This window comes from Pseudomonas sp. MRSN 12121 (assembly GCF_000931465.1).
GTDB lineage: Bacteria > Pseudomonadota > Gammaproteobacteria > Pseudomonadales > Pseudomonadaceae > Aquipseudomonas.
The window spans coordinates 1069795-1092775 of the sequence record NZ_CP010892.1 but is presented as its reverse complement, the minus strand read 5'-3'; the positions used below and the strand labels follow the sequence as shown (position 1 = coordinate 1092775).

Sequence of the window (22981 nt, the reverse complement as noted above, 5' to 3'; positions counted from 1 at the left end):
TGGTTGGAAGCACGCTATAAATAGTGGAAGAGTTTTTACTTTTTGCCTGAACAGAGTCTAAACTTTACTCAAAAGGGTAATAGCAAAAACAACGGCTACATCAGTCAAGGAGGAGCATTTTTGACAATAAATACAATAGATACAAAAATACTGTGGGGACGAGCTGGTGGCCGGTGCTCTAAACCAGGTTGCGGGGAGGATCTCACAGTACTTGTGGGAACAGGGCGTTATATTGTTGGCGAAATGGCCCATGTTATCGGTAGCAAACCTACTGCTGCGCGAGGGACACCAGAAGGCGGAGAAGATACTTACGACAACCTAATACTACTTTGCCCCACCCACCACACTCATATTGATAAGGCTCCCGAAGGAACATACTCAGTCGAATTACTTCACGAGTGGAAGAAGACGCATGAGGATCTTATTAGCAACGCAGGCAAAACGTCCAAATACGATAACTATGATAAGCTTCGCATTGAAATAGCACGCCTCCTAATTGCAAATAAATCCATTTTTGATACTTATGGCCCTCATAGCGCCACGGCACAATCCGACCCCACCTCCAACGCCTATTTATTGTGGGAGCTGAGGCGCATTGACCGAATCATTCCTAACAATCAGAAAATTCTAAAAATTATCGACACAAACATCGATCTTATTAATGACATATCAGCAATTCAAGCTATAGAAAAATTCCGCCTACACGCAGAGTCCTATGAGAAGCATGTGTACCATCGAATGGACTCTTACCAACTATTCCCAAATGAATTTTCGGAGATATTTTCATTATGACCAATCGTACCAACTCATGGGGTGTTTCTTATAGCCGAATTGCTTGGCTAGAAAACGCCATTAAATCTCACGATAACGTCGCTAGCATCTCGCGCCATGACGACATCATTATTAAAGTAACGCGAAAGAGAGGGTGCCCTCTGGTGATAATATGCCTTGATGAATATACCCTTGGAGAAGCCGCTGCACGACGAGTGATGCAAGAGTTCCCGTCTGTGAACTTCATTTCAGTTGGCGGTAATTGGAATGGATATGTCCCCGAAGCGAAAAACCTATGCTTATCCCATAAAATTGGACTATTTAATTCTAGCGAGCTATCTGGAGCCCTTTTCAAAGATGAATTCTGGACCTACCATAAAAAAGATAAAGAAGGAAATCCTATATATCCATTCAAGACACCATGATCTATTAGAAGTATACGGATTCGGCTCTTTTTTTCGAAAAAAAGACGCTAATGATTGTGATCTTTTACTCGTCATCAGTAACGACTGCATAGACCTTGGACGACTACATGCCGAATTAAGTAAAAGCTTCCTATTACTAAGCGATAAACTTTCTATTCCATTTGACCTCACAATCCTAACCGAGCGCGAGCATCAGAGAAAACCTCTGAGAGAGCACGATATTTTGATACCCATATCAAAGACATGAACTCAAAAAAGTCTAATAGCAAAACGACGAAACCTCCGACATACGGCGACTTCGCCCTAAAGTCTTATATAGAAATCTAAAACACCCTCTAGAACGGTTGCGATATAAAACATAAGTCATAGCGAGACCTTATTTAAAAATATAATCTCAGCGAGCCTCAAAACAATCGCACAGCAACAACTTAAAACACCAACTCATGTAGGAGAGTGGTAAATGCTTTTTCCTCCCACCCGGTCAGTACATCGTGAAACGCCTCGCTTAATTGAGATCGAGGGCTACTAGAAGATCTATTAAAATCCTTACCATATCCTTCTTCTAAAGCTCTTGTCGCCTTTTGATCTACCAGGCGGATAAGACGCGTCGTCACTGCGCGATCGGAAGCTTTATACTTGGTGCGATAATCGTTTGCAGACATCGCAGCTAAGTACGAAAAATACCAGCAGCGGCTAACTGAACATCTCTCAAGAAGCAAACGGTAAACTGAGCGCATATCTTCAACAGGAGGCGGTTCAATCTGTCGCTCCTCGGCTTGAAACTCCAAAAACTGCACACATTCTTCAACCGCGAAATCTCTAGCCAAAATAGAAAGCTGAGCCTTCCAAGTCTCTGGCCACTCATTCCGAGAAAGATTACGTATGTTTTTATAGAGATCCAATGTCACCGAGTTGAACGTCCAAATAATGCGGTGCAAATAGTAACGCGTATGCTCAGTACTCACATCGAAAGCGCTATCCGGTGTGATATCAGCGATGCCCAGAATTCCTTTCTTTAATAATCCGATAATCGCGTAGCGTAAACCCGCAGTAGGATCCATTGGCTTAGCAGTATTCCCAAATGGAGCAAGCTGCCAATTAACATGGTCCATCTCACAGCCACGCACTAATGCTACGAGGTAAACCGCTTCTATTAAAGAAAGATCTTCAGGTTCCAGACTGTCAGAAACCAAAGTTGAAAATGAGCCTTTGGCAGATACCAACCGCTGCCGTTCCTGATGCTTCGTACGTTGCGCGATCAAACCTGAGAGCTGTCGATTAGCGATATCCAGCACGCGACGCCATGAATCTGAACCACCTTTTGCTTTTGCAGCAATACAGCTAACCAAGCTCTCAAGCTCCTGCAAAAGTTCTAGATCGCGATATACAATGGCGAGATTTCCAAGCGCTGAAGTATGGTCAGGATTGACTTTTATAGCGGATTCGTAGCGCTCACGCGCGCCCTCCAAAAGCCCCTCAACTTGGTGTACATAACCAGCATAGAAGAATGCAACCTCTGACTCTGATTGCTCAAGAATTAGCTCGCATACCTCTAGAAGATTGGCGTGACACTTATGCTTAAGGAGGTCGGCCCCAAAAAGCCCCACCAACCACTCAGCGACATTTGATCTATCTGCCTTCAAAAGCTCAAGGACACTATCCAGCAGCAAACTTAGGGTTTTAAATGAAACATCAGAAAGCTCAAAGCCATAATAAATCTCTGATGAATCCCCCTTCTTCACCCAGTTGACATAATTAATCAACGCATTGGAAAACTGCATTAAATGCAACGAATTACCTGACTCTAGACTACCTAGCCATACATCCGAGATGTAAGTGAATAATCCAGGAGCATCAAATACATGAGCAAATGCCACTAAAGTTTCTGTATTACTCGCCTGCTCATCGCCAAACACAACAGACTCAGCAGCTCTAATAAATGACCATTTATTAAATGCATCAACTCCAATGCAAGACTCGATAAATTTTGTATAACGCTCAAGATCAAAATCGAGTGATTCCATTGACAGTGGATTGTCGAGAAGAAACTCGGAAAATAAATCTGGGCATCCGGATCCTGTTTCAGGTTTCATACGAACAGAAATGAGTAGATTGACTATTGTAATGACTAGCGAGGCATCACCGCTTTCGCAGGCTAAAGCTAGCCGGAGTACGAGTACCGTCACATCTGTAAATCGTTGCTCTACGGTCCCGTCATTTTCGACGGTAATAACACACCGATCACGGATGGCGACTTCGACCAGGTCATTCAATCTCGTGCAGGCACGTGACAAGGTAGTATTATCACCTTGTTGAATACGCTTCAGATCCAGATAGCTGTGTAGCAGGTCTAATTTATTCAATCCGACACTGACCTGCGCCCCCATCCACTCGGACGTGACCCATCGAGTTGCAGATTCCAAAATTTGGTCTATTGAGGAATAGTCTTGCAGATAGTACGCCGTCCGGTAAACCTCTTCGGCATACTCTCCATTCCACTTAGATGGAGTGTTTTCTCGCAAACCAGATAACACGGTTAAATCAGAAACTTTAGCCAATCGACTTACGCGAGCATGCCAGAGGCGTATTACATAATAATTTGGATACAATGACAAACCACGTTCAGAGACGGAGAGATGAAGTGCGGCGCTCTGATAGTAGGGGAACACGTCCTTATAAACACAAAAAACGAAAAAATCTGGTTCAGACTCCTGCAAGCAAAGTTGCAATAACGATGTCACTTTGGATAGAAGCTTGGATTTTTGAGCGGCCGATAGAGCTTCTTGCTCCGTCCCGTGCAGCAAAGGTGCACCGAATCCTCCAACCTCAATCAACGCTAGGATAGCGAGCTCTCCGGAAGAGTCCCCGCAATTCCGACTAGTTAGCAACCCTTTCGCAATTGCGAAATTCCCAGTAATAGCAGCAACCCAGCCAAATTTTGCTTTACAAACAGAGTTGGGACGCCGCACCTGGCCGTAGCTAGTAGCCGCCTGTGTAAACTCACCAGCCACAAAATGACGATCCCCAACGCCTTCTGGTGTATTTTCATCATCAATAACGAGTATTTCTCGCCCCTCTCGCCAAGCAGCGATACATTGGGCCAACGTTTTCTGAGGTTCGTGTGTGCTTTTATCCATGATTTCCCTATTCCCCCCAGAGAGCAAATCGGCCATCTTACGACAACCTTTATTTGAAACTCCATGAAACGGTTATTCCAACAAGCCCCAACTCCGAAGCTGAAATACCGACAGAGAGCCATTCACAGCTTCGACGGAAGCGGCCAATTTCAATCATCTATTGATGACGCCAACCATGGTGCAAAACCACCAAAATCTGACGTATTAATATATGTGGGTATCAAGTGCGCTAACTCCCCCAAGGTTTGCATTCTTCCATTTTACATGTGAGTCTCGAAAGACGTATTGCCATAGGTTAGCGACATCATCTCTAGGCTGCTATAGGGGATCCCTCGCTTCAGAGAAAGCATGCTCACCCGACGGTAATCATCGGCCTGGCCTGACCGGTTCAAGTCAGCCCGGTTTCGACTGGTTTTGGTTACGATGCATCTCGCTTAAGTGCAGCGCAACTGCCTGGCCGGCTCGAATGCAAATGGATGGTCAAGTCCGTGCAAATATCCGGCTTGCATGAGGTTCGAAATGACCTCAAAAAAGTTACTATCTATAAGTACTTGAATACGCTCGTGAATATCACAAGTAACAGTTAAGAAGGAACCATATTAGATGACTGACCTGAACACCCTGCGCGCCAGCCTCAAGAGCGGCGAACATGCCTTCGCCGATACCCTGGCCTTCGTCGCCGCCGGCTACGACTACCAGCCGCAGGCCTTCGACAACGGTGGCGTGGCGAACGCCGCCGGGCAGAACGAAGGTTCGTGCAAGACCCTGGGCCTTGCCCTGCTGGAAGGCTTGAGCGACGAAGAGGCGCTGCTGGCGTTCGGCGAACATTACCGTTCGGTGCTGGCCACCCCGCAAGGCAGCGACCACGGCAATATCCGCGCGCTGATCGCCCATGGCCTGGCGGGCGTGAAGTTCGCACAGCAGCCGCTCAAGCGCCGCTGATCCTGCAGGAAACAGCAGACATAAAAAAACCGGCCGAAGCCGGTTTTTTTATTTCAGGACACTCAGAACGCAGCGTTCTGCAGGCCGTCCAGGTAACGCTCGGTGTCCAGGGCCGCCATGCAGCCGGCGCCGGCCGAGGTGATGGCCTGGCGGTACACGTGGTCGGCCACGTCGCCGGCGGCGAAGATGCCTTCGACGCTGGTCGCGGTGGCGTTGCCTTCACGGCCGCCCTGCACGACGAGGTAGCCGTCTTTCAGGGTCAGTTGGCCTTCGAACAGCGAGGTGTTCGGAGTGTGGCCGATGGCGATGAACACGCCGTCGACCTTGATCTCGTCGAAGCTGCCGTCGTTGTTCTTCAAGCGGGCACCGGTCACGCCCATGTTGTCGCCCAGGACTTCGTCCAGGTTGGCGTTCAGCTTGAGTTCGATCTTGCCTTCGGCAACCCGGGCGTTGAGCTTGTCGATCAGGATCTTCTCGGCACGGAAGGTATCGCGACGGTGGATCAGGGTGACCTTGCTGGCGATGTTGGCCAGGTACAGGGCTTCCTCGACAGCGGTGTTGCCGCCACCGACCACGGCCACTGGCTTGTTGCGATAGAAGAAACCGTCGCAGGTCGCGCAGGCCGACACGCCCTTGCCCATGAACGCTTCTTCCGAAGGCAGGCCCAGGTAACGGGCGCTGGCGCCGGTGGCGATGATCAGCGCATCGCAGGTGTAGGTCGCGCTGTCGCCGGTCAGGGTGTAGGGCTTGGCGGCGAAATCCACGGCATTGATGTGATCGAAGACGATTTCGGTTTCGAAACGCTCGGCGTGCTCACGCATACGCTCCATCAGCGCCGGGCCGGTCAGGCCATGGACGTCGCCCGGCCAGTTGTCGACTTCGGTGGTGGTGGTCAGCTGACCGCCGGCCTGCATGCCGGTGATCAGCAGCGGCTTCAGGTTGGCACGAGCGGCATAGACCGCGGCGCTGTAACCGGCAGGGCCGGAACCGAGAATAATCACACGCGAATGACGTACATCAGACATGACTCACTCCTATCGACCGGCCCGGACACCTGGCGCGGAACGCCGGATTGCCGGCTGGAATAAAAAAGGACCGCGAAAGCACTTGGGGAAGGCTTGGGGTTCGCAGCCCAGAAAATAATGGATGCAGCGTATAGAGGGGGCGAAGATTAAGGAAATACGGTTTAACAATCCAGCTCATAGGTGGTCTCTATCCGGTACCGGCGACTTTACCGGCGCCTTTGTTACAGCTGATGTCGATCCTGCAACCACGCTTTCGCCCCCGGGGCAAAGCCGGTAAGGTCGGCGCGTTTCCCCTCGTACGGAGCTCCTTATGCCCGCCCCTGCCCTGTCCGGCCCGCAATACCTGCGCGAAGGCCTCAAGCTGGTACTCAGCCCCGGCCTGCGCCTGTTCGTCCTGCTTCCCCTGGCGATCAACCTGGTGCTGTTCGTCGGATTGATCTATTTCGCCGGCCATCAGTTCAGCCTCTGGGTCGACAACCTGATGCCTTCGCTGCCGGACTGGCTGAGCTTCCTGAGCTACATCCTCTGGCCCTTGTTCGTGGTGCTGGTGCTATTGATGGTGTTCTTTACCTTCACCATGCTCGCCAACGTGATCGCCGCGCCGTTCAACGGTTTTCTCGCCGAGAAGGTCGAGGTGGTGGTCCGCGGCACCGACGACTTCCCGCCCTTCAGCTGGGGCGAACTGCTGGCCATGATCCCGCGTACCCTGGCCCGGGAAATGCGCAAGCTGGGCTATTTCCTGCCGCGGGCCATCGGCCTGTTCATCCTGTCCTTCATTCCCGTGGTCAACCTGATCGCTGCCCCGCTGTGGCTGCTGTTCGGCGTGTGGATGATGGCGATCCAGTACATCGACTACCCGGCGGACAACCACAAGATGAGCTGGCAGGACATGCTCGCATGGCTGCGTGAAAAGCGCTGGCAGAGCATGAGCTTCGGCGGCATCGTCTACCTGGCGCTGCTGATTCCGCTGGTCAATATCCTGATGATGCCGGCCGCCGTGGCGGGTGCGACGCTGTTCTGGGTGCGGGAACGGGGCCTGGAAAATCGCGTGACCAACCAAGGCTGACGGGTCACAAATCCATCATCGCAACGTCACAATGACGACATGGCCTCGACTGACACTGAGGCCATGACGACAGCCCTGCATATCACCCTGATCACCGAAACCTTCCCACCGGAAATCAACGGCGTGGCCAATACCCTTGGCCGCCTGTGCGACGGGTTGCGGGCCCGTGGCCATCAGGTGGAGCTGATCCGTCCGCGCCAGGGCAGCGACCAGAGCCGGACCAGCGACGACGGCCTGATGCTGTGTCGGGGCTGGCCGCTGCCGGGCTATCCGGGGTTGCAGTGGGGACAGTCGTCGATGCACAAGCTGCTACGGCGCTGGAAGCGTCATCGTCCGGACGTGCTGTATATCGCCACCGAGGGCCCGCTGGGCCTGTCCGCGCTGCGGGCGGCGCGGCGCCTGGGGATCTCCGTGGTCAGCGGGTTCCACACCAACTTCCAGCAGTACTCCAGCCAGTACGGCCTGGGGCTGCTGACCCGCCTGCTGACGCACTACCTGCGCTGGTTCCACAACCGCTCCAAGCTGACCCTGGTGCCCAGCGCCAGCCAGCGCCTGGAGCTGGAGCGGCGCAATTTCGAACGCCTGGCGCTGCTCGCGCGCGGGGTCGACAGCCAGCTGTTCCATCCGGCCAAGCGCCTCACCGAGCTGCGCCAGGGCTGGGGCCTGGGCGCCGACGATATCGCGGTGATCCATGTCGGCCGCCTGGCGCCGGAGAAGAACCTGGGCCTGCTCAAGCGCTGCTTTGCACAGTTGCAACAGACTTACCCACAGCAGCCCATGAAACTGATCGTGGTCGGCGACGGCCCGCAGCGCGCGGTGCTGGAAAAGGAGCTGCCGGATGCAGTGTTCTGCGGCTCGCAGCGTGGCGAGGCGCTGGCCAGCCACTATGCGTCGGGGGATCTGTTCCTGTTCCCCAGCCTGACCGAAACCTTCGGCAACGTGGTCCTCGAAGCCCTGGCTTCGGGCCTCGCCGTGGTGGCATACGACCAGGCCGCGGCGGCCCAGCATATTCGCCATGGCTACAACGGCGTGCTGGCGATGCCGGGGGACGAGTGCGCCTTCTGCGATGCCGCCAGCTGGCTGCTGGAGGAGCCCGAGACCTTGCGCCGGGTGCGTCTCAATGCCCGGCAACACGCCAGCCGCCAGGGTTGGGCGGCGATTATCGAGCAGTTCGAAAGCCAGTTGCGCGGGGCCTGCCAGGAAGCCGGGCTGGTGGCTGAGGGGCGGCTTTTGCCCTAGAAGCAAAAGCATCGCGGGCAAGCCTCGCTCCTACACAGACGGTGATCCTGTAGGAGCGAGCGGGCGGCGATCCGACTTGCCCGCGATGGCCTTCCCGGATTGGCGCTTATACCAGCGTCATCAACGCCTCACGGCTGAACGGCAGGATGTCCTGCTCGCGACCGTCACGTACCTTTTGCGCCCAGTCCGGATCCACCAGCAAGGCACGGCCTACCGCCACCAGGTCGAACTCATCGTTGTTCAGGCGCTCCAGGAGTTTTTCCAGGCTCGCCGGCTGCGCCACCTTGTCGGTATTGACCATGAACTGCAGGAACTCGCCATCCAGGCCGACGCTGCCCACCGTGATGGTCGGCTTGCCGGTGAGCTGGCGGGTCCAGCCAGCCAGGTTCAGCTCGGAGCCCTCGAACTCCGGCTCCCAGAAGCGCCGGGTCGAGCAGTGGAAGATATCCACGCCGGCGTCCGCCAGCGGCTTGAGGAACTCGCCCAGGGCCTCGGGGGTTTGCACCAGGCGCGCACTGTAGTCCTGCTGCTTCCACTGCGAGAAACGGAAGATGATCGGGAACTCCGGCCCCACCGCGGCGCGCACGGCCTGGATCAGCTCGATGGCGAAGCGCGAGCGCTGGGCCAGGTTGCCGCCGTACTCGTCGGTACGCTGGTTGCTGCCTTCCCAGAAGAACTGGTCGACCAGGTAGCCGTGGGCCCCGTGGATCTCCACGCCGTCCATGCCGATGCTCTGGGCATCCCGGGCGGCCTGGGCGAAGGCGGCGATTACTTCGCGGATGTCGTCGTGGGTCATGCCGTGGACCACGACCTGGCCATCCTTGATTTTTTCCGACGGGCCATAACCCGGCACGCTGGCATCCGGCTCGGTGCCCAGGCGGCGCACATTGCCCACATGCCACAACTGCGGAACGATCTTGCCACCTTCGGCGTGCACCGCATCGACCACTTTCTTCCAGCCGGCCAGGGCCGCTTCGCCATAAAAGCGCGGGACATTCGGATAGCCGTTGGAGGCCTTGTGCCCGACCGTGGTGCCTTCGGTGATGATCAGGCCGACACCGGCCGCGGCCCGACGGCGGTAGTACTCGATGACTTTCGAGTTGGGTACGCCACCCGGGGAGAACGAACGGGTCATCGGTGCCATCACCACACGGGTCGACAACTCCAGGGCACCCAGTTGAAAGGGCTTGAACAAGGCTTGAACGGGCATGGCGTACTCCAGGGCTGACAGTCTTGATCGCGAGGGATCACAGGGAAGCGGCGCATCGGGCGAGGGCCTCGGCGCTTATGATGATGATAATATTCTTCGCCCAAGGCAACGCCCAGCACTATCAATCAGGGTGATCAAGGTGCCAAAGCGAGGGACAGCGCAGGAGGCGCGAACGCGCGGTAAAACCGGCCGGGCGGCGACGCCCGGCGTGCAGATTCAGCTCAAGGCTTTTTCGATGGCCTGGACCACGGTCGGATCATCAGGCGCGGTACGCGGAGAGAAACGCGCCAGGACACGGCCGTCCTTGCCCAGCAGGAATTTCTCGAAGTTCCAGGTGATATCGCCCGGAAATTCCGCCCCTTCGCCCGCCAGCAGGCGGTACAGCTGATGCCGCTCCGGACCGTTCACGTCCAGTTTGGCGCTCAGAGGAAAGGTCACCCCATAGTTGAGGCTGCAGAACTCGCGGATCTCTTGTTCGGAGCCCGGCTCCTGCCCGGCGAACTGATTGCATGGCAGGCCCAGCACGCTGAAACCCTGGCCCTTGTACTGCTGGTAGAGGTTTTCCAGCGCCGCGTATTGTGGTGTCAGACCACACTTGGAGGCGACGTTGACCACCAGCACGACATGCCCCTTGAAAGGCGCGAGCGGTAGCTCCTGACCATCCAGGGCTTTCAATTTAAGGTCGTGAAAAGCACTCATGACGAACTCCAAATTCCCGTGTTCTTCCAGAAGACAGCCACTCGACAGTACCGCCTGTTACCCGGCAAGAAAAGCCGCAGACTAAAAAGGCGCCCCAGGGGCGCCTCTCCAGTCAGATCTGAGCTTAGCGCAGAAATCAGTGGTGATGGCCACCTTCGCCATGGACGTGACCATGGGCGATTTCTTCCTGGCTGGCGTCACGGATATCGACAACCTTGACCTTGAAGTTCAGGCGCTGGCCGGCCAGCGGGTGGTTGCCGTCGACGGTCACGTCGTCACCGTCCAGGTCGCGGATGGTGACGATTTGCATCTGGCCGTCCGGAGCGGAAGCGTGGAACTGCATGCCCACTTCCAGCTCGTCGACGCCTTCGAACATGCTGCGGCTCAGGGTGCTGACCAGTTCGGCGGCGTATTCGCCGTAGGCATCTTCCGGCTCGACGGCAACGCTCAGCTCGTCGCCGACGTTCTTGCCTTCCAGGGCTTTTTCCAGGCCCGGGATGATGTTCCCAGCGCCGTGCAGGTAGACCAGCGGGGCGCCGCCGGCGGAGCTGTCGATGACCTCACCAGCGTCGTTGGTGAGGGTATAGTCGATGGAGACAGCCTTATTGGCGGCGATCAGCATGGGGCGAGACCTTTTGCATAAGAATGAAGAACGTCCAAGTTTAGCGAAGCAATCGCCCGAAAGCGAACGGAACCCTGACAAACGGAACCCCGCGCCCGGCTCGACGATCACCGGCTTCCATCAGGATGAAGACGGTCACTGGGTCGCCGAGCTGTCATGTGGCCATACCCAGCACCTGCGTCACCAGCCGCCCTGGCAATCCCGCGCCTGGGTCCTGGACCCACGCCAGCGCGAGGAAAAAATAGGTCGTCCCTTCGCCTGCGGTTGGTGCGCTCAAGGCTCGGTTAGCGATAACCTTGACGCCTGAATTTCCGGTAGAGCGCCAGACATAGGCGTCACCGTTGCCATGCACCCTTCGAGAATCCGCATGCAGACTTTTTTTATCGCGCCCACCGATTTTGGTGTGGGTCTGACCTCCATCAGCCTCGGGCTGGTGCGAACCCTGGAGCGCGCCGGCCTCAAGGTCGGCTTCTTCAAGCCCATTGCTCAACCCCACCCCGGCGATACCGGTCCGGAACGCTCGACCGAGCTGGTGGCCCGTACCCACGGTCTGAAACCGCCGCAACCACTGGGCCTGGCTCATGTCGAGCGAATGCTCGGCGATGGCCAGCTGGACGAATTGCTGGAAGAAATCATCACCCTCTACCAGCAGGCGGCCGTCGGCAAGGACGTGCTGGTGGTCGAAGGCATGGTGCCGACCCGCAGCGCCAGCTATGCCGCGCGAGTCAACCTGCACCTGGCGAAAAGCCTCGATGCCGAGGTGATCCTGGTGTCCGCCCCGGAAAATGAGGTGCTCACCGAACTGTCCGGCCGCGTGGAGTTGCAGGCGCAGCTGTTCGGCGGCCCGCGCGACCCGAAAGTGTTGGGGGTGATCCTCAACAAGGTGCGCACCGACGAAAGCATGGAGGCCTTTTCCGCTCGTCTGAAAGAGCATTCGCCCCTGCTGCGCAGCGGCGATTTCCGCCTGCTCGGCTGTATCCCGTTCCAGCCGGAGCTGAACGCGCCGCGCACTCGCGACGTGGCCGACCTGATGGGCGCCGAGGTGCTCAACGCCGGCGACTACGAAAGCCGGCGCATGACCAAGATCATCATCTGCGCGCGCACCATGCGTAACACCGTGGAGCTGCTCAAGCCCGGCGTGCTGGTGGTGACCCCGGGCGATCGCGACGACATCATCCTCGCCGTGAGCCTGGCGGCGATCAACGGCGTGCCCCTGGCCGGCCTGCTGCTGACCAGCGGCACCCTGCCCGACCCACGGATCATGGAACTGTGCCGTGGCGCCCTGAATGCCGGCCTGCCGATCCTCTCGGTGAGCACGGGTTCCTACGACACCGCCAACCAGTTGAACGGCCTCAACAAGGAAATCCCCATCGACGACCGCGAGCGCGCGGAGATCATCACCGACTTCGTCGCCAGCCACCTGGACGCCAAGTGGCTGCACCAGCGCTGCGGCACGCCGCGGGAAATGCGCCTGTCGCCGGCAGTGTTCCGCTACCAGTTGATCCAGCGCGCCCAGGAAGCCAACAAGCGCATCGTCCTGCCCGAAGGCAGCGAGCCGTTGACCGTGCAGGCCGCGGCGATCTGCCAGGCCCGCGGCATTGCCCGCTGCGTGCTGCTGGCCAAGCCGGCGGACGTCGAGGCGGTCGCCCGGGCCCAGGGCATCGAGTTGCCGCCCGGCCTGGAAGTCATCGACCCGGACCAGATCCGCGAACGCTACGTCGAGCCGATGGTGGCGCTGCGCAAGAGCAAGAGCCTCAACGCGCCGATGGCCGAACAGCAGCTGGAAGACCCGGTGGTGATCGGCACCATGATGCTGGCCCTGGACGAAGTCGATGGCCTGGTGTCCGGCCTGATCCACTCCACCGCCAATACCATTCGTCCGGCCCTGCAACTGATCAAGACCGCACCGGGCTGCACCCTGGTGTCGTCGGTGTTCTTCATGCTGTTCCCCGAGCAGGTGCTGGTCTACGGCGACTGCGTGATGAACCCGCACCCCAGCGCCAGCGAACTGGCCGAGATCGCCCTGCAGAGCGCCGACTCGGCCGCGGCGTTCGGCATCACGCCGCGGGTGGCGATGATCAGCTATTCCAGCGGCGAATCGGCCAGTGGCGAAGAAGTGGAGAAAGTCCGCGAAGCCACGCTCCTGGCCCATGAGGCGCAGCGCTCGCTGCTGATCGACGGGCCACTGCAATACGACGCCGCGGCCAACGAAACGGTGGCCCGGCAACTGGCGCCCCACAGCCAGGTCGCGGGCAAGGCCACGGTCTTCGTGTTCCCCGACCTGAACACCGGCAATACCACGCACAAAGCCGTACAGCGCAGCGCCGATTGCGTCAGCCTCGGGCCAATGCTGCAAGGTCTGCGCAAACCGGTGAACGATTTGCCGCGCGGCGCGCAAGTCGACGACATCGTCTACACCATCGCCCTGACCGCCATTCAGGCCGCCAACCGACCCATGGATCTGTAAATGCTGGACTTTCTACCCGCACCACTGCGAGGCGTGATCGCCTCGCTGCTGTTGGCGCTGAACACGATACTGCTGTGCTCGTTCCTGTTCTGTGTCGCGCTCGTCAAGGCCTTGCCGTTCGCCCTCACCCAGCGCATTGCCGGCTGGCTGATGAGCCATACCCACGAAGCCTGGATCAGCAACAACAAGGGCTGGATGAACCTGGTGCGCCGCACTCGCTGGCACATCAGCGGCCTGCAAGGCCTGGACTATCAACATTCGTACCTGATCACCAGCAACCACCAGAGCTGGGTCGACATCCTGGTGCTGCAATACGTCCTCAACCGACGCATCCAGCCTTTGAAGTTCTTCCTCAAGCAAGAGCTGATCTGGGTGCCAGTGATCGGCCTGGCCTGGTGGGCGCTGGGCTTTCCGTTCATGAAGCGCTACTCCAAGGCGTACCTGGAAAAGCACCCGGAAAAGAAAGGCAAGGACCTGGAAACCACCCGCAAGACCTGCGCGAAATTCCGCGACAACCCGGTGGGCATTTTCAACTTCGTCGAAGGTACGCGCTTCACCGAAGGCAAGCATGCCCAGCAGCAATCGCCATTCAAGTACCTGCTCAAGCCCAAGGCCGGCGGCATCGCGTTCGTGCTGGATGCAATGGGCGAGCAACTGGAATCGATCGTCAACGTGACCATCCACTACCCGGCCGGGCGTCCGGGCTTCTGGGACTTGCTGTGTGGCAAGGTGCGCGACGTGGTGGTGCACTTCGAGGAGCTGAAGATTCCACCGGCGTTCATCGGCAAGAACTACGATCAGGACGGTGAATACCGCCTGGCGTTCCAGGGCTGGATCAACCAGTTGTGGCAGAACAAGGATGCGCTGCTGGAGCAGATGCATCGGGAGTATCCCGGCCAATAGCGGAGCGCTCATCGCGGGCAAGCCTCGCTCCTACAGAGGCAAACGTATTTTCTGTAGGAGCGAGGCTTGCCCGCGATGACAATCTGGAGGCCACGAAAAAGCCCGCCGTCGATCGCTCGACGGCGGGCTTTTCCATGGACCGCTAAGGCTTAGATCGCGCCGCGCTTGCGCAGCAGTTCCAGCACTTGCTTGACGCCCTCCTCCAGCGACACGGACTGGGTATCGATCACCAGATCGGCATCCAGCGGCACGTCGTACGGGAAGGACTCGCCCGGGATGTTATCCCCGCCGGCAGCGTACAGGCCTTGCGGATCGCGCTCGGCGCAGGCGGCCGGCGACGCCTGGACATAGACCGTCAACAGACGCTCCTTGCCGATCAGGTCCCGGGCCTGTTCGCGCCCTTCGGCGCTCGGGGCGACGAAGGCCGCCAGGGTCAGCAGGCCGGCTTCGTTGAACTGACGCGCCACGTGCGCGGCACGACGCCAGTTCTCGGTACGCCCGGCGCGATCCTGCGGCAGCCCCTTGTTCAGGTCGTGACGCAGGTTCTGGCCGTCCAGGACGAACACCGCGCGGCCCATGTCGAACAGCTTGCGTTCGACCGCATAGGCCAGGGTGCTCTTGCCGGCGCCGGACAGGCCGCTGAACAGCACGGTGGCCGGTTGCTGGCCGAAGCGCTGGGTACGCTCCTCGGTGGCGACATGGGCCAGCTTGCCATGGTGAGTGGCGCTGCCATGGGCCACAGGCTGCGCGACGATCATGCCGGCGCCGACGGTGCCGTTGGTCAACCGGTCGATGACGATGAAGGCACCGGTGGTGCGGTTGCTGTCGTAACCGTCGAGGGCGATCGGCGCGTCGAGAGCGATCTTGACCTTGCCGATCTCGTTCAATTGCAAGGCACTGGCCGCCCCTTCTTCGAGGGTGTTCACATCGACCTTGTGCACGATGCTGGCGATGGAGCCCGGCACGTAGCTGGTGGCGCGCTTGATGTCGTATTTCTTGCCCGGCAGCATCGGCTCTTCGGCCATCCATACCAGCATGGCTTCGAAGCTGTCGGTCACCGGCGGCACATTGTCGGCATGCACCAGCAGGTCGCCGCGGGAGATGTCGATCTCGTCTTCCATGGTCAGGGTCACGGCCTGGCCTGGGCCTGCGTGTTCCAGCTCGCCTTCGAAGGTGACGATGGACTTCACCCGGCTGCTCTTGCCCGACGGCAGCACCACGACTTCGTCGCCCTTGTGCACGATGCCGCTGGCCAGGGTGCCGGCAAAACCACGGAAGTTGAGGTTCGGACGGTTCACGTACTGCACCGGGAAGCGCAAGTCGGTGAAGTTGCGGTCGCCCGCCACTTCCACGGTCTCGAGGATTTCCATCAGCGACTGGCCGGTGTACCACGGCGAACGCTCGGACTTGTTCACCACGTTGTCGCCCTTGAGGGCCGACATCGGCACGAAGTGCAGGCTCGAAGGCTTCATCTTCAAACCCTCGGCGAACTTCAGGTAGTCGGCCTTGATCGACTCGAACACGCCCTGGTCGAAGTCCTTGAGGTCCATCTTGTTGATGGCCACGACGATGTGCTTGATGCCCAGCAGAGAGGCGATGAAGCTGTGGCGACGGGTCTGGGTCTGCACGCCGTAGCGGGCATCCACCAGGATGATCGCCAGGTCGCAGGTGGAGGCGCCGGTGGCCATGTTGCGGGTGTACTGCTCATGGCCGGGGGTGTCGGCAATGATGAATTTGCGCTTGGCGGTGGAGAAGTAGCGATAGGCGACATCGATGGTGATGCCCTGCTCGCGCTCGGCCTGCAGGCCGTCGACCAGCAATGCCAGGTCGATATCGTCGCCGGTGGTACCGACTTTTTTCGAGTCGCGGGTAATGGCTTCCAGATGGTCTTCGTAGATCATCTTCGAGTCGTGCAGCAGGCGCCCGATCAGGGTGCTCTTGCCGTCGTCGACGTTACCGCAGGTCAGGAAGCGCAACAGTTCCTTGCGTTCGTGCTGGGCCAGGTAGGCGAGGATGTCCTCGCTGATCAATTCGGATTGATGCGACATGTTAGACCCTACTTAGAAATAGCCCTGGCGTTTCTTGTCTTCCATGGAACCGGCGCCATCGTGGTCGATGACCCGGCCCTGGCGCTCGGAAGTTCGCGTCAGGAGCATTTCCTGAATGATGTCCGTCAGGCTCTCGGCCTCGGACTCCACCGCGCCCGTCAACGGGTAGCAGCCAAGGGTACGGAAACGCACTTTCTTCTTGACGATGCGTGCCTTCTCCTCGTCGGAGAGGTGCTCGAGGATGCGCTCGTCGTCGATCATGATCAGGGTGCCGTTCTTCTCGATCACTTCACGCTCGGCGGCGAAGTACAGCGGCACGATCGGGATGCCTTCGAGGTAGATGTATTGCCAGATGTCCAGCTCGGTCCAGTTCGACAGCGGGAAGACGCGAATCGACTCGCCCTTGTTGACCTTGCCGTTGTAGACGTTCCACAGCTCGGGGCGCTGGTTCTTCGGATCCCAGCGATGCTTGCTGTCGCGGAAGGAATACACGCGCTCCTTGGCGCGGGACTTTTCTTCGTCACGCCGGGCACCGCCGAACGCCGCGTCGAAACCATGCTTGTCCAGCGCCTGCTTGAGGCCCTCGGTCTTCATGATGTCGGTGTGCTTGGCACTGCCGTGGGTGAAGGGGTTGATGCCCTGCGCGACGCCGTCCGGATTGACGTGGGTGATCAGTTCCAGGCCCAGGTCCTCGACCATGCGATCACGGAACTTGTACATCTCCTGGAATTTCCACTGGGTGTCGACGTGCATCACCGGAAACGGCAGCTTGCCGGGGAAGAACGCCTTGCGCGCCAGGTGCAGCATCACGGCGGAGTCTTTACCGATGGAGTACAGCATCACCGGGTTGTCGAACTCGGCGGCCACCTCGCGGATGATGTGGATGCTTTCCGCCTCCAGCTGTTTCAGATGCGTCAGTTTGTCGACCATGGCTACTCACGAAAGCTTTCTTATGGACGGCCTGCGGGCCGTGTTCGAGCGGGGCATGCTAGCACAGCGACCCCTTCTAATCAGGAAGCCGGCTAGATCGAAACGGTATATGAATATACCCGCCCGTTCGTTGCCTCAGGCGGCCTTTGCAGCCGCCGCCACAGGTTGCGAACGACCGCGCGGCAAGCAGGCACCTGCAGGCCCGGCGAGCCCTGCCGCCCCCTGCGGCGGCGGGTTTGGACAAGGCTTTATATAGGGTTCGGGCAGTCGATGAACAAATGCTCGAGGGCGAAGCGGCGGGCCAGGTAATCCCCCAAAGCCTGCACCCCGTAACGCTCGGTGGCGTGGTGCCCCGCGGCGATGAAGCTGATGTCGTTTTCCCGGGCGCTGTGGAAGGTCTGCTCCGAGGCCTCGCCGCTCAGGTACAGGTCGACACCGGCCTGTACCGCCTGGTCGATGTAGCCCTGGCCGCCGCCGGTGCACCAGCCAACCCGCCGGATCATCTTGCTGCCTTCGACGACCAGGGGCTCGCGACCCATCGTCTCCTGGACCTTGCGGGCAAAGTCGCGGGCGGTCATGGGCTCGGCCAGGGAACCGACCAGCCCGACGATTTTCAGGTTGTCCGGGTCCAGCGGGCCTTCCACGGTGATGTCCAGTTGCCGGGCCAGTTGCACGTTGTTGCCGACATCCGCATGCAAGTCCAGCGGCAGGTGGTAGGCCAGCAGGCTGATGTCGTGCTTGAGCAGGGTTTTCAGCCGGCGCTGCTTCATGCCAGTGATGCAGGGATTCTCGCCTTTCCAGAAATAGCCGTGGTGCACCAGCACCAGGTCGGCATTGGCTTCCACCGCGGCATCGAGCAGCGCCTGGCTGGCGGTGACGCCGCTGACGATACGCATCACCTGTGGCCGGCCTTCGACCTGCAGGCCATTGGGGCAGTAATCGGCGATTCGCGAACTGCCCAGGTAGCGGTCCGCTTCCTCTACCAGAGTGCTCAGGGCAACAGCCATAAAAGACTCCTAAATATCCCGTTCAGAGGCGCGCGCGGCCTCGTATAATGCGCGACATTATGGGCTGTCCCGAACGGCCTGCAACCTCTCAGGATCTGCTCAATGCTCAAGGCTCTGCGTTTTTTTGGCTGGCCGCTGTTGGCCGGTGTGCTTGTCGCGTTGCTGATAATTCAGCGCTACCCGCAATGGGTCGGCCTGCCCAGCCTGGACGTCAACCTGCAGCAAGCCCCACAGACCACGGCACTGCGCCAGGGGCCGGTGTCCTATGCCGATGCCGTGGCGATCGCCGCACCGGCGGTGGTCAACCTGTACACCACCAAGGTCATCAACAAGCCGGCGCACCCGTTGTTCGAAGACCCGCAGTTCCGCCGCTTCTTCGGCGACAACCTGCCCAAGCAGCAGCGCATGGAGTCGAGCCTCGGCTCCGGGGTGATCATGAGCCCCGAAGGTTACCTGCTGACCAACAACCACGTGACCTCCGGCGCCGAACAGATAGTGGTGGCCCTCAAGGATGGCCGCGAGACCCTGGCCCACGTGATCGGCAGCGACCCGGAAACCGATCTGGCGGTGCTGAAGATCGACCTGAAGAACCTGCCCTCGATCACCGTCGGGCGCTCCGACAATATCCGCATCGGCGACGTCACCCTGGCCATCGGCAACCCGTTCGGCGTCGGCCAGACCGTGACCATGGGCATCATCAGCGCCACCGGGCGTAACCAGCTGGGCCTGAACAACTACGAAGACTTCATCCAGACCGACGCGGCGATCAACCCGGGCAACTCCGGCGGCGCGCTGGTGGATGCCAACGGCAACCTGACCGGGATCAACACGGCGATCTTCTCCAAGTCCGGCGGCTCCCAGGGCATCGGTTTCGCCATCCCGATCAAACTGGCCATGGAGGTGATGAAGTCGATCATCGAGCACGGCCAGGTGATTCGTGGCTGGCTGGGCATCGAAGTGCAGCCGCTGACCCAGGAACTGGCCGAGTCGTTCGGCTTGTCCGGGCGCCCGGGCATCGTGGTCGCGGGGATTTTCCGCGACGGTCCGGCACAGAAGGCCGGCATGCAGTTGGGTGATGTGATTCTCAGCATCGACGGCGAACCGGCCGGCGATGGTCGCCGCTCGATGAACCAGGTGGCGCGGATCAAACCCAGCGACAAGGTCAGCATCCAGGTGATGCGCAACGGCAAGGAGCTCAAGCTCACCGCCGAAATCGGCCTGCGCCCGCCACCGGCGCCGGTCAAGGAAGAAGAGTAACGGCAGCGCGGGCCAACCTGTTCCCGTAGGAGCAGGCTGGCCCGCACTGGAGCTTACAGCTCGCCCAGGCCGTCGATCAGGGCCTGGTTCTGCTCCGGCGTGCCGATGCTGATCCGCAGGAACTGGGCAATCCGCTCCTGCTTGAAGTGCCGGACAATCACCCCTTGCTCCCGCAGCTTGGCCGCCAGGCCCGCCGCGTCATGTTGCGGGTGGCGGGCAAAGATGAAGTTGGCGGCCGATGGCAAAACCTCGAAGCCCTTGGCCGTCAATTGCGCGATCACCTTCTCACGGCTGTCGATCACCAGCCGGCACGTCTTCTCGAAGTACTCGCGGTCTTCAAAGGCAGCCGCCGCACCGACGATCGCCAGGCGATCCAGCGGATAGGAGTTGAAGCTGTTCTTGATCCGCTCCAACGCCTCGATCAGGTCCGGGTGCCCCACCGCCAGGCCGACCCGCAGGCCGGCCAGCGAACGGGACTTGGACAGGGTCTGGGTCACCAGCAGGTTCGGGTAGCGATCCACCAGGCTGATGGCGGTCTGGCCGCCGAAGTCGATGTACGCCTCGTCGACCACCACCACCGAATCCGGGCTGGCCTCGAGGATCTGCTCGACGGCCTCCAGGGCCAGCAGGCAACCGGTCGGCGCATTCGGGTTGGGAAAGATGATCCCGCCATTCGGCCGGGCATAGTCGGCCGGACGGATCTGGAACTGCGCGTCCAGCGGCACCGCTTCGAAGTCAATGCCATACAGGCCGCAATAGACCGGGTAGAAGCTGTAGCTGATGTCCGGGAACAGCAGCGGCTGGTCGTGCTGCAGCAAGCCATGGAAGATATGCGCCAGCACTTCGTCGGAACCGTTGCCGAGGAACACCTGGTTGCTCTGCACCCCGTAATACGAGGCCACCGCCTGCTTGAGCAGGTCGCTGTTGGGGTCCGGATACAGGCGCAGGTTGTCGTTCAGCTCGGCCTGCATCGCGGCCAGGGCCTTGGGCGACGGACCGTAGGGGTTCTCGTTGGTGTTGAGCTTGACCAGCCTGGTCAGCTTCGGCTGTTCGCCCGGCACGTAGGGCACCAGGTCCTTGACGAATGGACTCCAGAATTTACTCATGCTTATTGCCCCTGTTCCTGGTCAGCGATGATCCGGTATTCAGCACTGCGGGCGTGGGCGCTCAGCGACTCGCCCCGGGCCAGCACCGAAGCGGTCTTGCCCAGGTCGGAAGCGCCCTGCTCCGAGCAGAAAATGATCGACGAACGTTTCTGGAAGTCATACACCCCCAGCGGCGAGGAGAAACGCGCCGTGCCGGAAGTCGGCAATACGTGGTTCGGCCCCGCGCAGTAGTCGCCCAGGGCCTCGGAGGTGTGGCGGCCCATGAAGATCGCGCCGGCATGGCGGATCTGCGGCAGCCAGGCCTGCGGATCGGCGACCGACAGCTCGAGGTGTTCCGGGGCGATGCGGTTGGCCACTTCGATGGCTTGCTGCATGTCGCGTACCTGGATCAGGGCGCCGCGGCCATTGATCGAGGTGTTGATGATTTCCGCACGCTCCATGGTCGGCAGCAGCTTGGCGATGCTGGCCGCGACCTGGTCGAGGAACGCGGCGTCCGGGCTGACCAGGATCGCCTGGGCGTCTTCGTCATGCTCGGCCTGGGAAAACAGGTCCATGGCGATCCAGTCCGGGTCGGTCTGGCCGTCGCACACCACCAGGATCTCCGAAGGACCGGCGATCATGTCGATGCCCACTTGGCCGAACACGTGACGCTTGGCGGTCGCCACATAGATGTTGCCCGGGCCGACCACCTTGTCCACTTGCGGCACGCTCTCGGTGCCATAAGCCAGGGCGGCCACGGCCTGGGCACCACCGATGGTGAACACCCGGTCGACGCCGGCGATGCAGGCAGCGGCCAGCACCAGCTCATTCACTTCGCCACGCGGGGTCGGCACGACCATCACCACCTCGGCAACACCCGCCACTTTCGCGGGGATGGCGTTCATCAATACCGAAGATGGATAGGACGCCTTGCCACCGGGCACATACAGGCCGGCGCGATCCAGCGGCGTGACTTTCTGGCCCAGCACCGTGCCGTCGGCCTCGGTGTAGCTCCAGGAGTCCTGTTTCTGTTTTTCGTGATAGCTGCGCACCCGCGCCGCGGCCTTTTCCAGGGCTTCGCGCTGGGCCACGGTAATCCGGGTCAGGGCCAGCTCCAGGCGCTCGCGCGGCAGGATCAGGTCCGCCATCGACGCCACTTGCAGGCCGTCGAAACGCTGGGTGAACTCCACCAGCGCCGCGTCGCCGCGCTCGCGCACGGCCTTGATGATGTCCAGCACCCGCTGGTTGACCGAGTCGTCAGACACACTTTCCCAGCTCAGCAGATGATCCAGATGATGCGCGAAATCCGGGTCAGCAGCGTTGAGTCGGCGAATTGCAGTGGGAGCGGTCATAGCGAGGGCCTCATTGAATGGCTAATGCTCAGGCGCCCTAAGCTACCAGTCCATTCGCGCGGGCACCTGAGAAAATTGGCTATGACACGGATAGACGGGCGCGGCTGATGCCGCGCAAGTGGGTCAACCGCGGTGTCGCGACTCCACTGCCTTGCGCAGGGTGTCGATCAGGGCCTGGATGCGGGCGTGCTGCATTTTCATGGAGGCCTTGTTGACCACCAGGCGGGAGCTGATCATGGAAATCAGCTCCTGGGGCTCCAGGCCGTTGGCCCGCAGGGTATTGCCGGTATCGACCACGTCGATGATCTTGTCCGCCAGGCCGATCAGCGGTGCCAGCTCCATGGAGCCGTACAGCTTGATGATGTCGACCTGGCGCCCCTGCTCGGCGTAGTAACGCTTGGCCACATTGACGAACTTGGTGGCCACACGCAGCCGCCCCTTGGGCTCCGCCGCACCGATGGCGCCAGCGGTCATCAGCTTGCACTGGGCGATCTGCAGGTCCAGCGGCTCGTACAGCCCCTGGCCGCCGTATTCCATCAGCACATCTTTACCCGCCACGCCGAGGTCGGCGGCCCCATGTTCGACATAGGTCGGCACGTCGGTGGCGCGCACGATCAGCAAGCGCACGTCGGCCTGGGTCGTGGGGATGATCAGCTTGCGGCTCTTGTCCGGATTCTCGGTAGGCACGATGCCGGCTTCAGCCAGAAGCGGCAGGGTGTCATCAAGGATGCGGCCCTTGGACAGTGCGATGGTCAACATGGGAAACGTAAGTCCTTAATCAGGATACTCATGCCCG

20 protein-coding genes are annotated in these 22981 nt (G+C 59.5%); 9 read left to right on the top strand and 11 right to left on the bottom strand.

Annotation, left to right across the window (positions count from 1 at the left end):
* Nucleotides 1-42: 42 nt before the first annotated feature.
* A complete protein-coding gene (locus TO66_RS04855; RefSeq protein WP_256242601.1) occupies nt 43-792 on the top strand; it encodes an HNH endonuclease in 750 nt (249 codons plus the stop codon).
* Nucleotides 789-1196 carry a hypothetical protein gene (locus TO66_RS33190; RefSeq protein ID WP_156162038.1) on the top strand — a complete coding sequence of 136 codons (408 nt, stop codon included), beginning with the start codon at nt 789-791 and terminating at the stop codon, nt 1194-1196. Before TO66_RS04855 ends, TO66_RS33190 begins: the two co-directional genes overlap by 4 nt.
* 428 nt (nt 1197-1624) lie before the next feature.
* Here TO66_RS33190 and TO66_RS33185 read toward each other — a convergent pair whose 3' ends face one another.
* Nucleotides 1625-4369: a M48 family metallopeptidase gene (locus tag TO66_RS33185; RefSeq protein ID WP_156162037.1), complete on the bottom strand. Its 2745-nt coding sequence runs from the start codon at nt 4367-4369 to the stop codon at nt 1625-1627.
* Between the two features lie 567 nt (nt 4370-4936).
* On the opposite strand from TO66_RS33185, the gene TO66_RS04845 reads away from it, so the two are divergent.
* Complete coding sequence (locus TO66_RS04845; RefSeq protein WP_044461254.1) at nt 4937-5275, top strand: HopJ type III effector protein; 339 nt, start codon at nt 4937-4939, stop codon at nt 5273-5275.
* Nucleotides 5276-5337: 62 nt separating this feature from the next.
* On the opposite strand, the gene trxB is transcribed toward TO66_RS04845, so the two are convergent.
* Complete coding sequence (gene trxB, locus TO66_RS04840; RefSeq protein ID WP_044461253.1) at nt 5338-6300, bottom strand: thioredoxin-disulfide reductase; 963 nt, start codon at nt 6298-6300, stop codon at nt 5338-5340.
* A 310-nt stretch (nt 6301-6610) separates the two neighbouring features.
* Here trxB and cysZ point away from each other — a divergent pair, with 310 nt between their 5' ends.
* On the top strand, nt 6611-7366 hold the full coding sequence (gene cysZ / locus TO66_RS04835; RefSeq protein WP_044461252.1) for a sulfate transporter CysZ: 756 nt from the start codon (nt 6611-6613) through the stop codon (nt 7364-7366).
* A 39-nt stretch (nt 7367-7405) separates the two neighbouring features.
* Nucleotides 7406-8605 carry a glycosyltransferase family 1 protein gene (locus TO66_RS04830; protein WP_044461251.1) on the top strand — a complete coding sequence of 400 codons (1200 nt, stop codon included), beginning with the start codon at nt 7406-7408 and terminating at the stop codon, nt 8603-8605.
* A 106-nt stretch (nt 8606-8711) separates the two neighbouring features.
* Here the strand turns inward: TO66_RS04830 and TO66_RS04825 are convergent, their stop codons facing one another.
* The 3 genes from TO66_RS04825 to TO66_RS04815 form a co-directional block, all read right to left on the bottom strand.
* The gene (locus TO66_RS04825; protein ID WP_044461250.1) at nt 8712-9815 is read right to left on the bottom strand and encodes an NADH:flavin oxidoreductase; all 1104 of its coding nucleotides are present in this window, start codon (nt 9813-9815) and stop codon (nt 8712-8714) included.
* A gap of 216 nt (nt 9816-10031) precedes the next feature.
* Nucleotides 10032-10514 (bottom strand): glutathione peroxidase, encoded by a 483-nt coding sequence (locus TO66_RS04820; RefSeq protein WP_044461249.1) that lies wholly within the window; start codon nt 10512-10514, stop codon nt 10032-10034.
* Nucleotides 10515-10650: 136 nt separating this feature from the next.
* Complete coding sequence (locus TO66_RS04815) at nt 10651-11136, bottom strand: peptidylprolyl isomerase (protein ID WP_007929845.1); 486 nt, start codon at nt 11134-11136, stop codon at nt 10651-10653.
* On the opposite strand from TO66_RS04815, the gene TO66_RS32290 reads away from it, so the two are divergent.
* From TO66_RS32290 to TO66_RS04805, 3 genes are read left to right on the top strand one after another with little or no spacing between them, the layout of a single operon-like run.
* Nucleotides 11105-11443, top strand: a complete 339-nt coding sequence (locus tag TO66_RS32290) for a DUF3565 domain-containing protein (protein ID WP_082061042.1) — start codon at nt 11105-11107, stop codon at nt 11441-11443. The genes TO66_RS04815 and TO66_RS32290 overlap by 32 nt on opposite strands.
* A 60-nt stretch (nt 11444-11503) precedes the next feature.
* Nucleotides 11504-13603, top strand: coding sequence for a phosphate acetyltransferase (gene pta, locus TO66_RS04810; protein ID WP_044461248.1), 2100 nt, complete (start codon nt 11504-11506; stop codon nt 13601-13603).
* Nucleotides 13604-14506: an acyltransferase gene (locus TO66_RS04805; RefSeq protein WP_044461247.1), complete on the top strand. Its 903-nt coding sequence runs from the start codon at nt 13604-13606 to the stop codon at nt 14504-14506. It begins immediately after the preceding gene.
* A gap of 149 nt (nt 14507-14655) precedes the next feature.
* Here the strand turns inward: TO66_RS04805 and cysN are convergent, their stop codons facing one another.
* The 3 genes from cysN to TO66_RS04790 all read right to left on the bottom strand — a co-directional run bounded on the left by cysN (nt 14656) and on the right by TO66_RS04790 (nt 18491).
* Nucleotides 14656-16554, bottom strand: a complete 1899-nt coding sequence (gene cysN, locus TO66_RS04800) for a sulfate adenylyltransferase subunit CysN (RefSeq protein WP_044461246.1) — start codon at nt 16552-16554, stop codon at nt 14656-14658.
* Between the two features lie 12 nt (nt 16555-16566).
* Nucleotides 16567-17484, bottom strand: coding sequence for a sulfate adenylyltransferase subunit CysD (cysD, locus tag TO66_RS04795; protein WP_044461245.1), 918 nt, complete (start codon nt 17482-17484; stop codon nt 16567-16569).
* 248 nt (nt 17485-17732) lie between these two features.
* A complete protein-coding gene (locus TO66_RS04790; protein ID WP_044461244.1) occupies nt 17733-18491 on the bottom strand; it encodes a Nif3-like dinuclear metal center hexameric protein in 759 nt (252 codons plus the stop codon).
* Nucleotides 18492-18593: 102 nt separating this feature from the next.
* Between TO66_RS04790 and algW the strand changes: the two genes are divergently transcribed.
* Complete coding sequence (algW, locus tag TO66_RS04785; protein ID WP_044461243.1) at nt 18594-19748, top strand: Do family serine endopeptidase AlgW; 1155 nt, start codon at nt 18594-18596, stop codon at nt 19746-19748.
* 53 nt (nt 19749-19801) lie between these two features.
* Here the strand turns inward: algW and hisC are convergent, their stop codons facing one another.
* The 3 genes from hisC to hisG all read right to left on the bottom strand — a co-directional run bounded on the left by hisC (nt 19802) and on the right by hisG (nt 22944).
* Nucleotides 19802-20854 carry a histidinol-phosphate transaminase gene (hisC, locus tag TO66_RS04780; RefSeq protein ID WP_044461242.1) on the bottom strand — a complete coding sequence of 351 codons (1053 nt, stop codon included), beginning with the start codon at nt 20852-20854 and terminating at the stop codon, nt 19802-19804.
* A 2-nt stretch (nt 20855-20856) separates the two neighbouring features.
* Nucleotides 20857-22185 (bottom strand): histidinol dehydrogenase, encoded by a 1329-nt coding sequence (gene hisD, locus TO66_RS04775; RefSeq protein WP_044461241.1) that lies wholly within the window; start codon nt 22183-22185, stop codon nt 20857-20859.
* A gap of 123 nt (nt 22186-22308) precedes the next feature.
* Nucleotides 22309-22944: an ATP phosphoribosyltransferase gene (gene hisG / locus TO66_RS04770; protein ID WP_025806433.1), complete on the bottom strand. Its 636-nt coding sequence runs from the start codon at nt 22942-22944 to the stop codon at nt 22309-22311.
* Between the last annotated feature and the right edge of the window lie 37 nt (nt 22945-22981).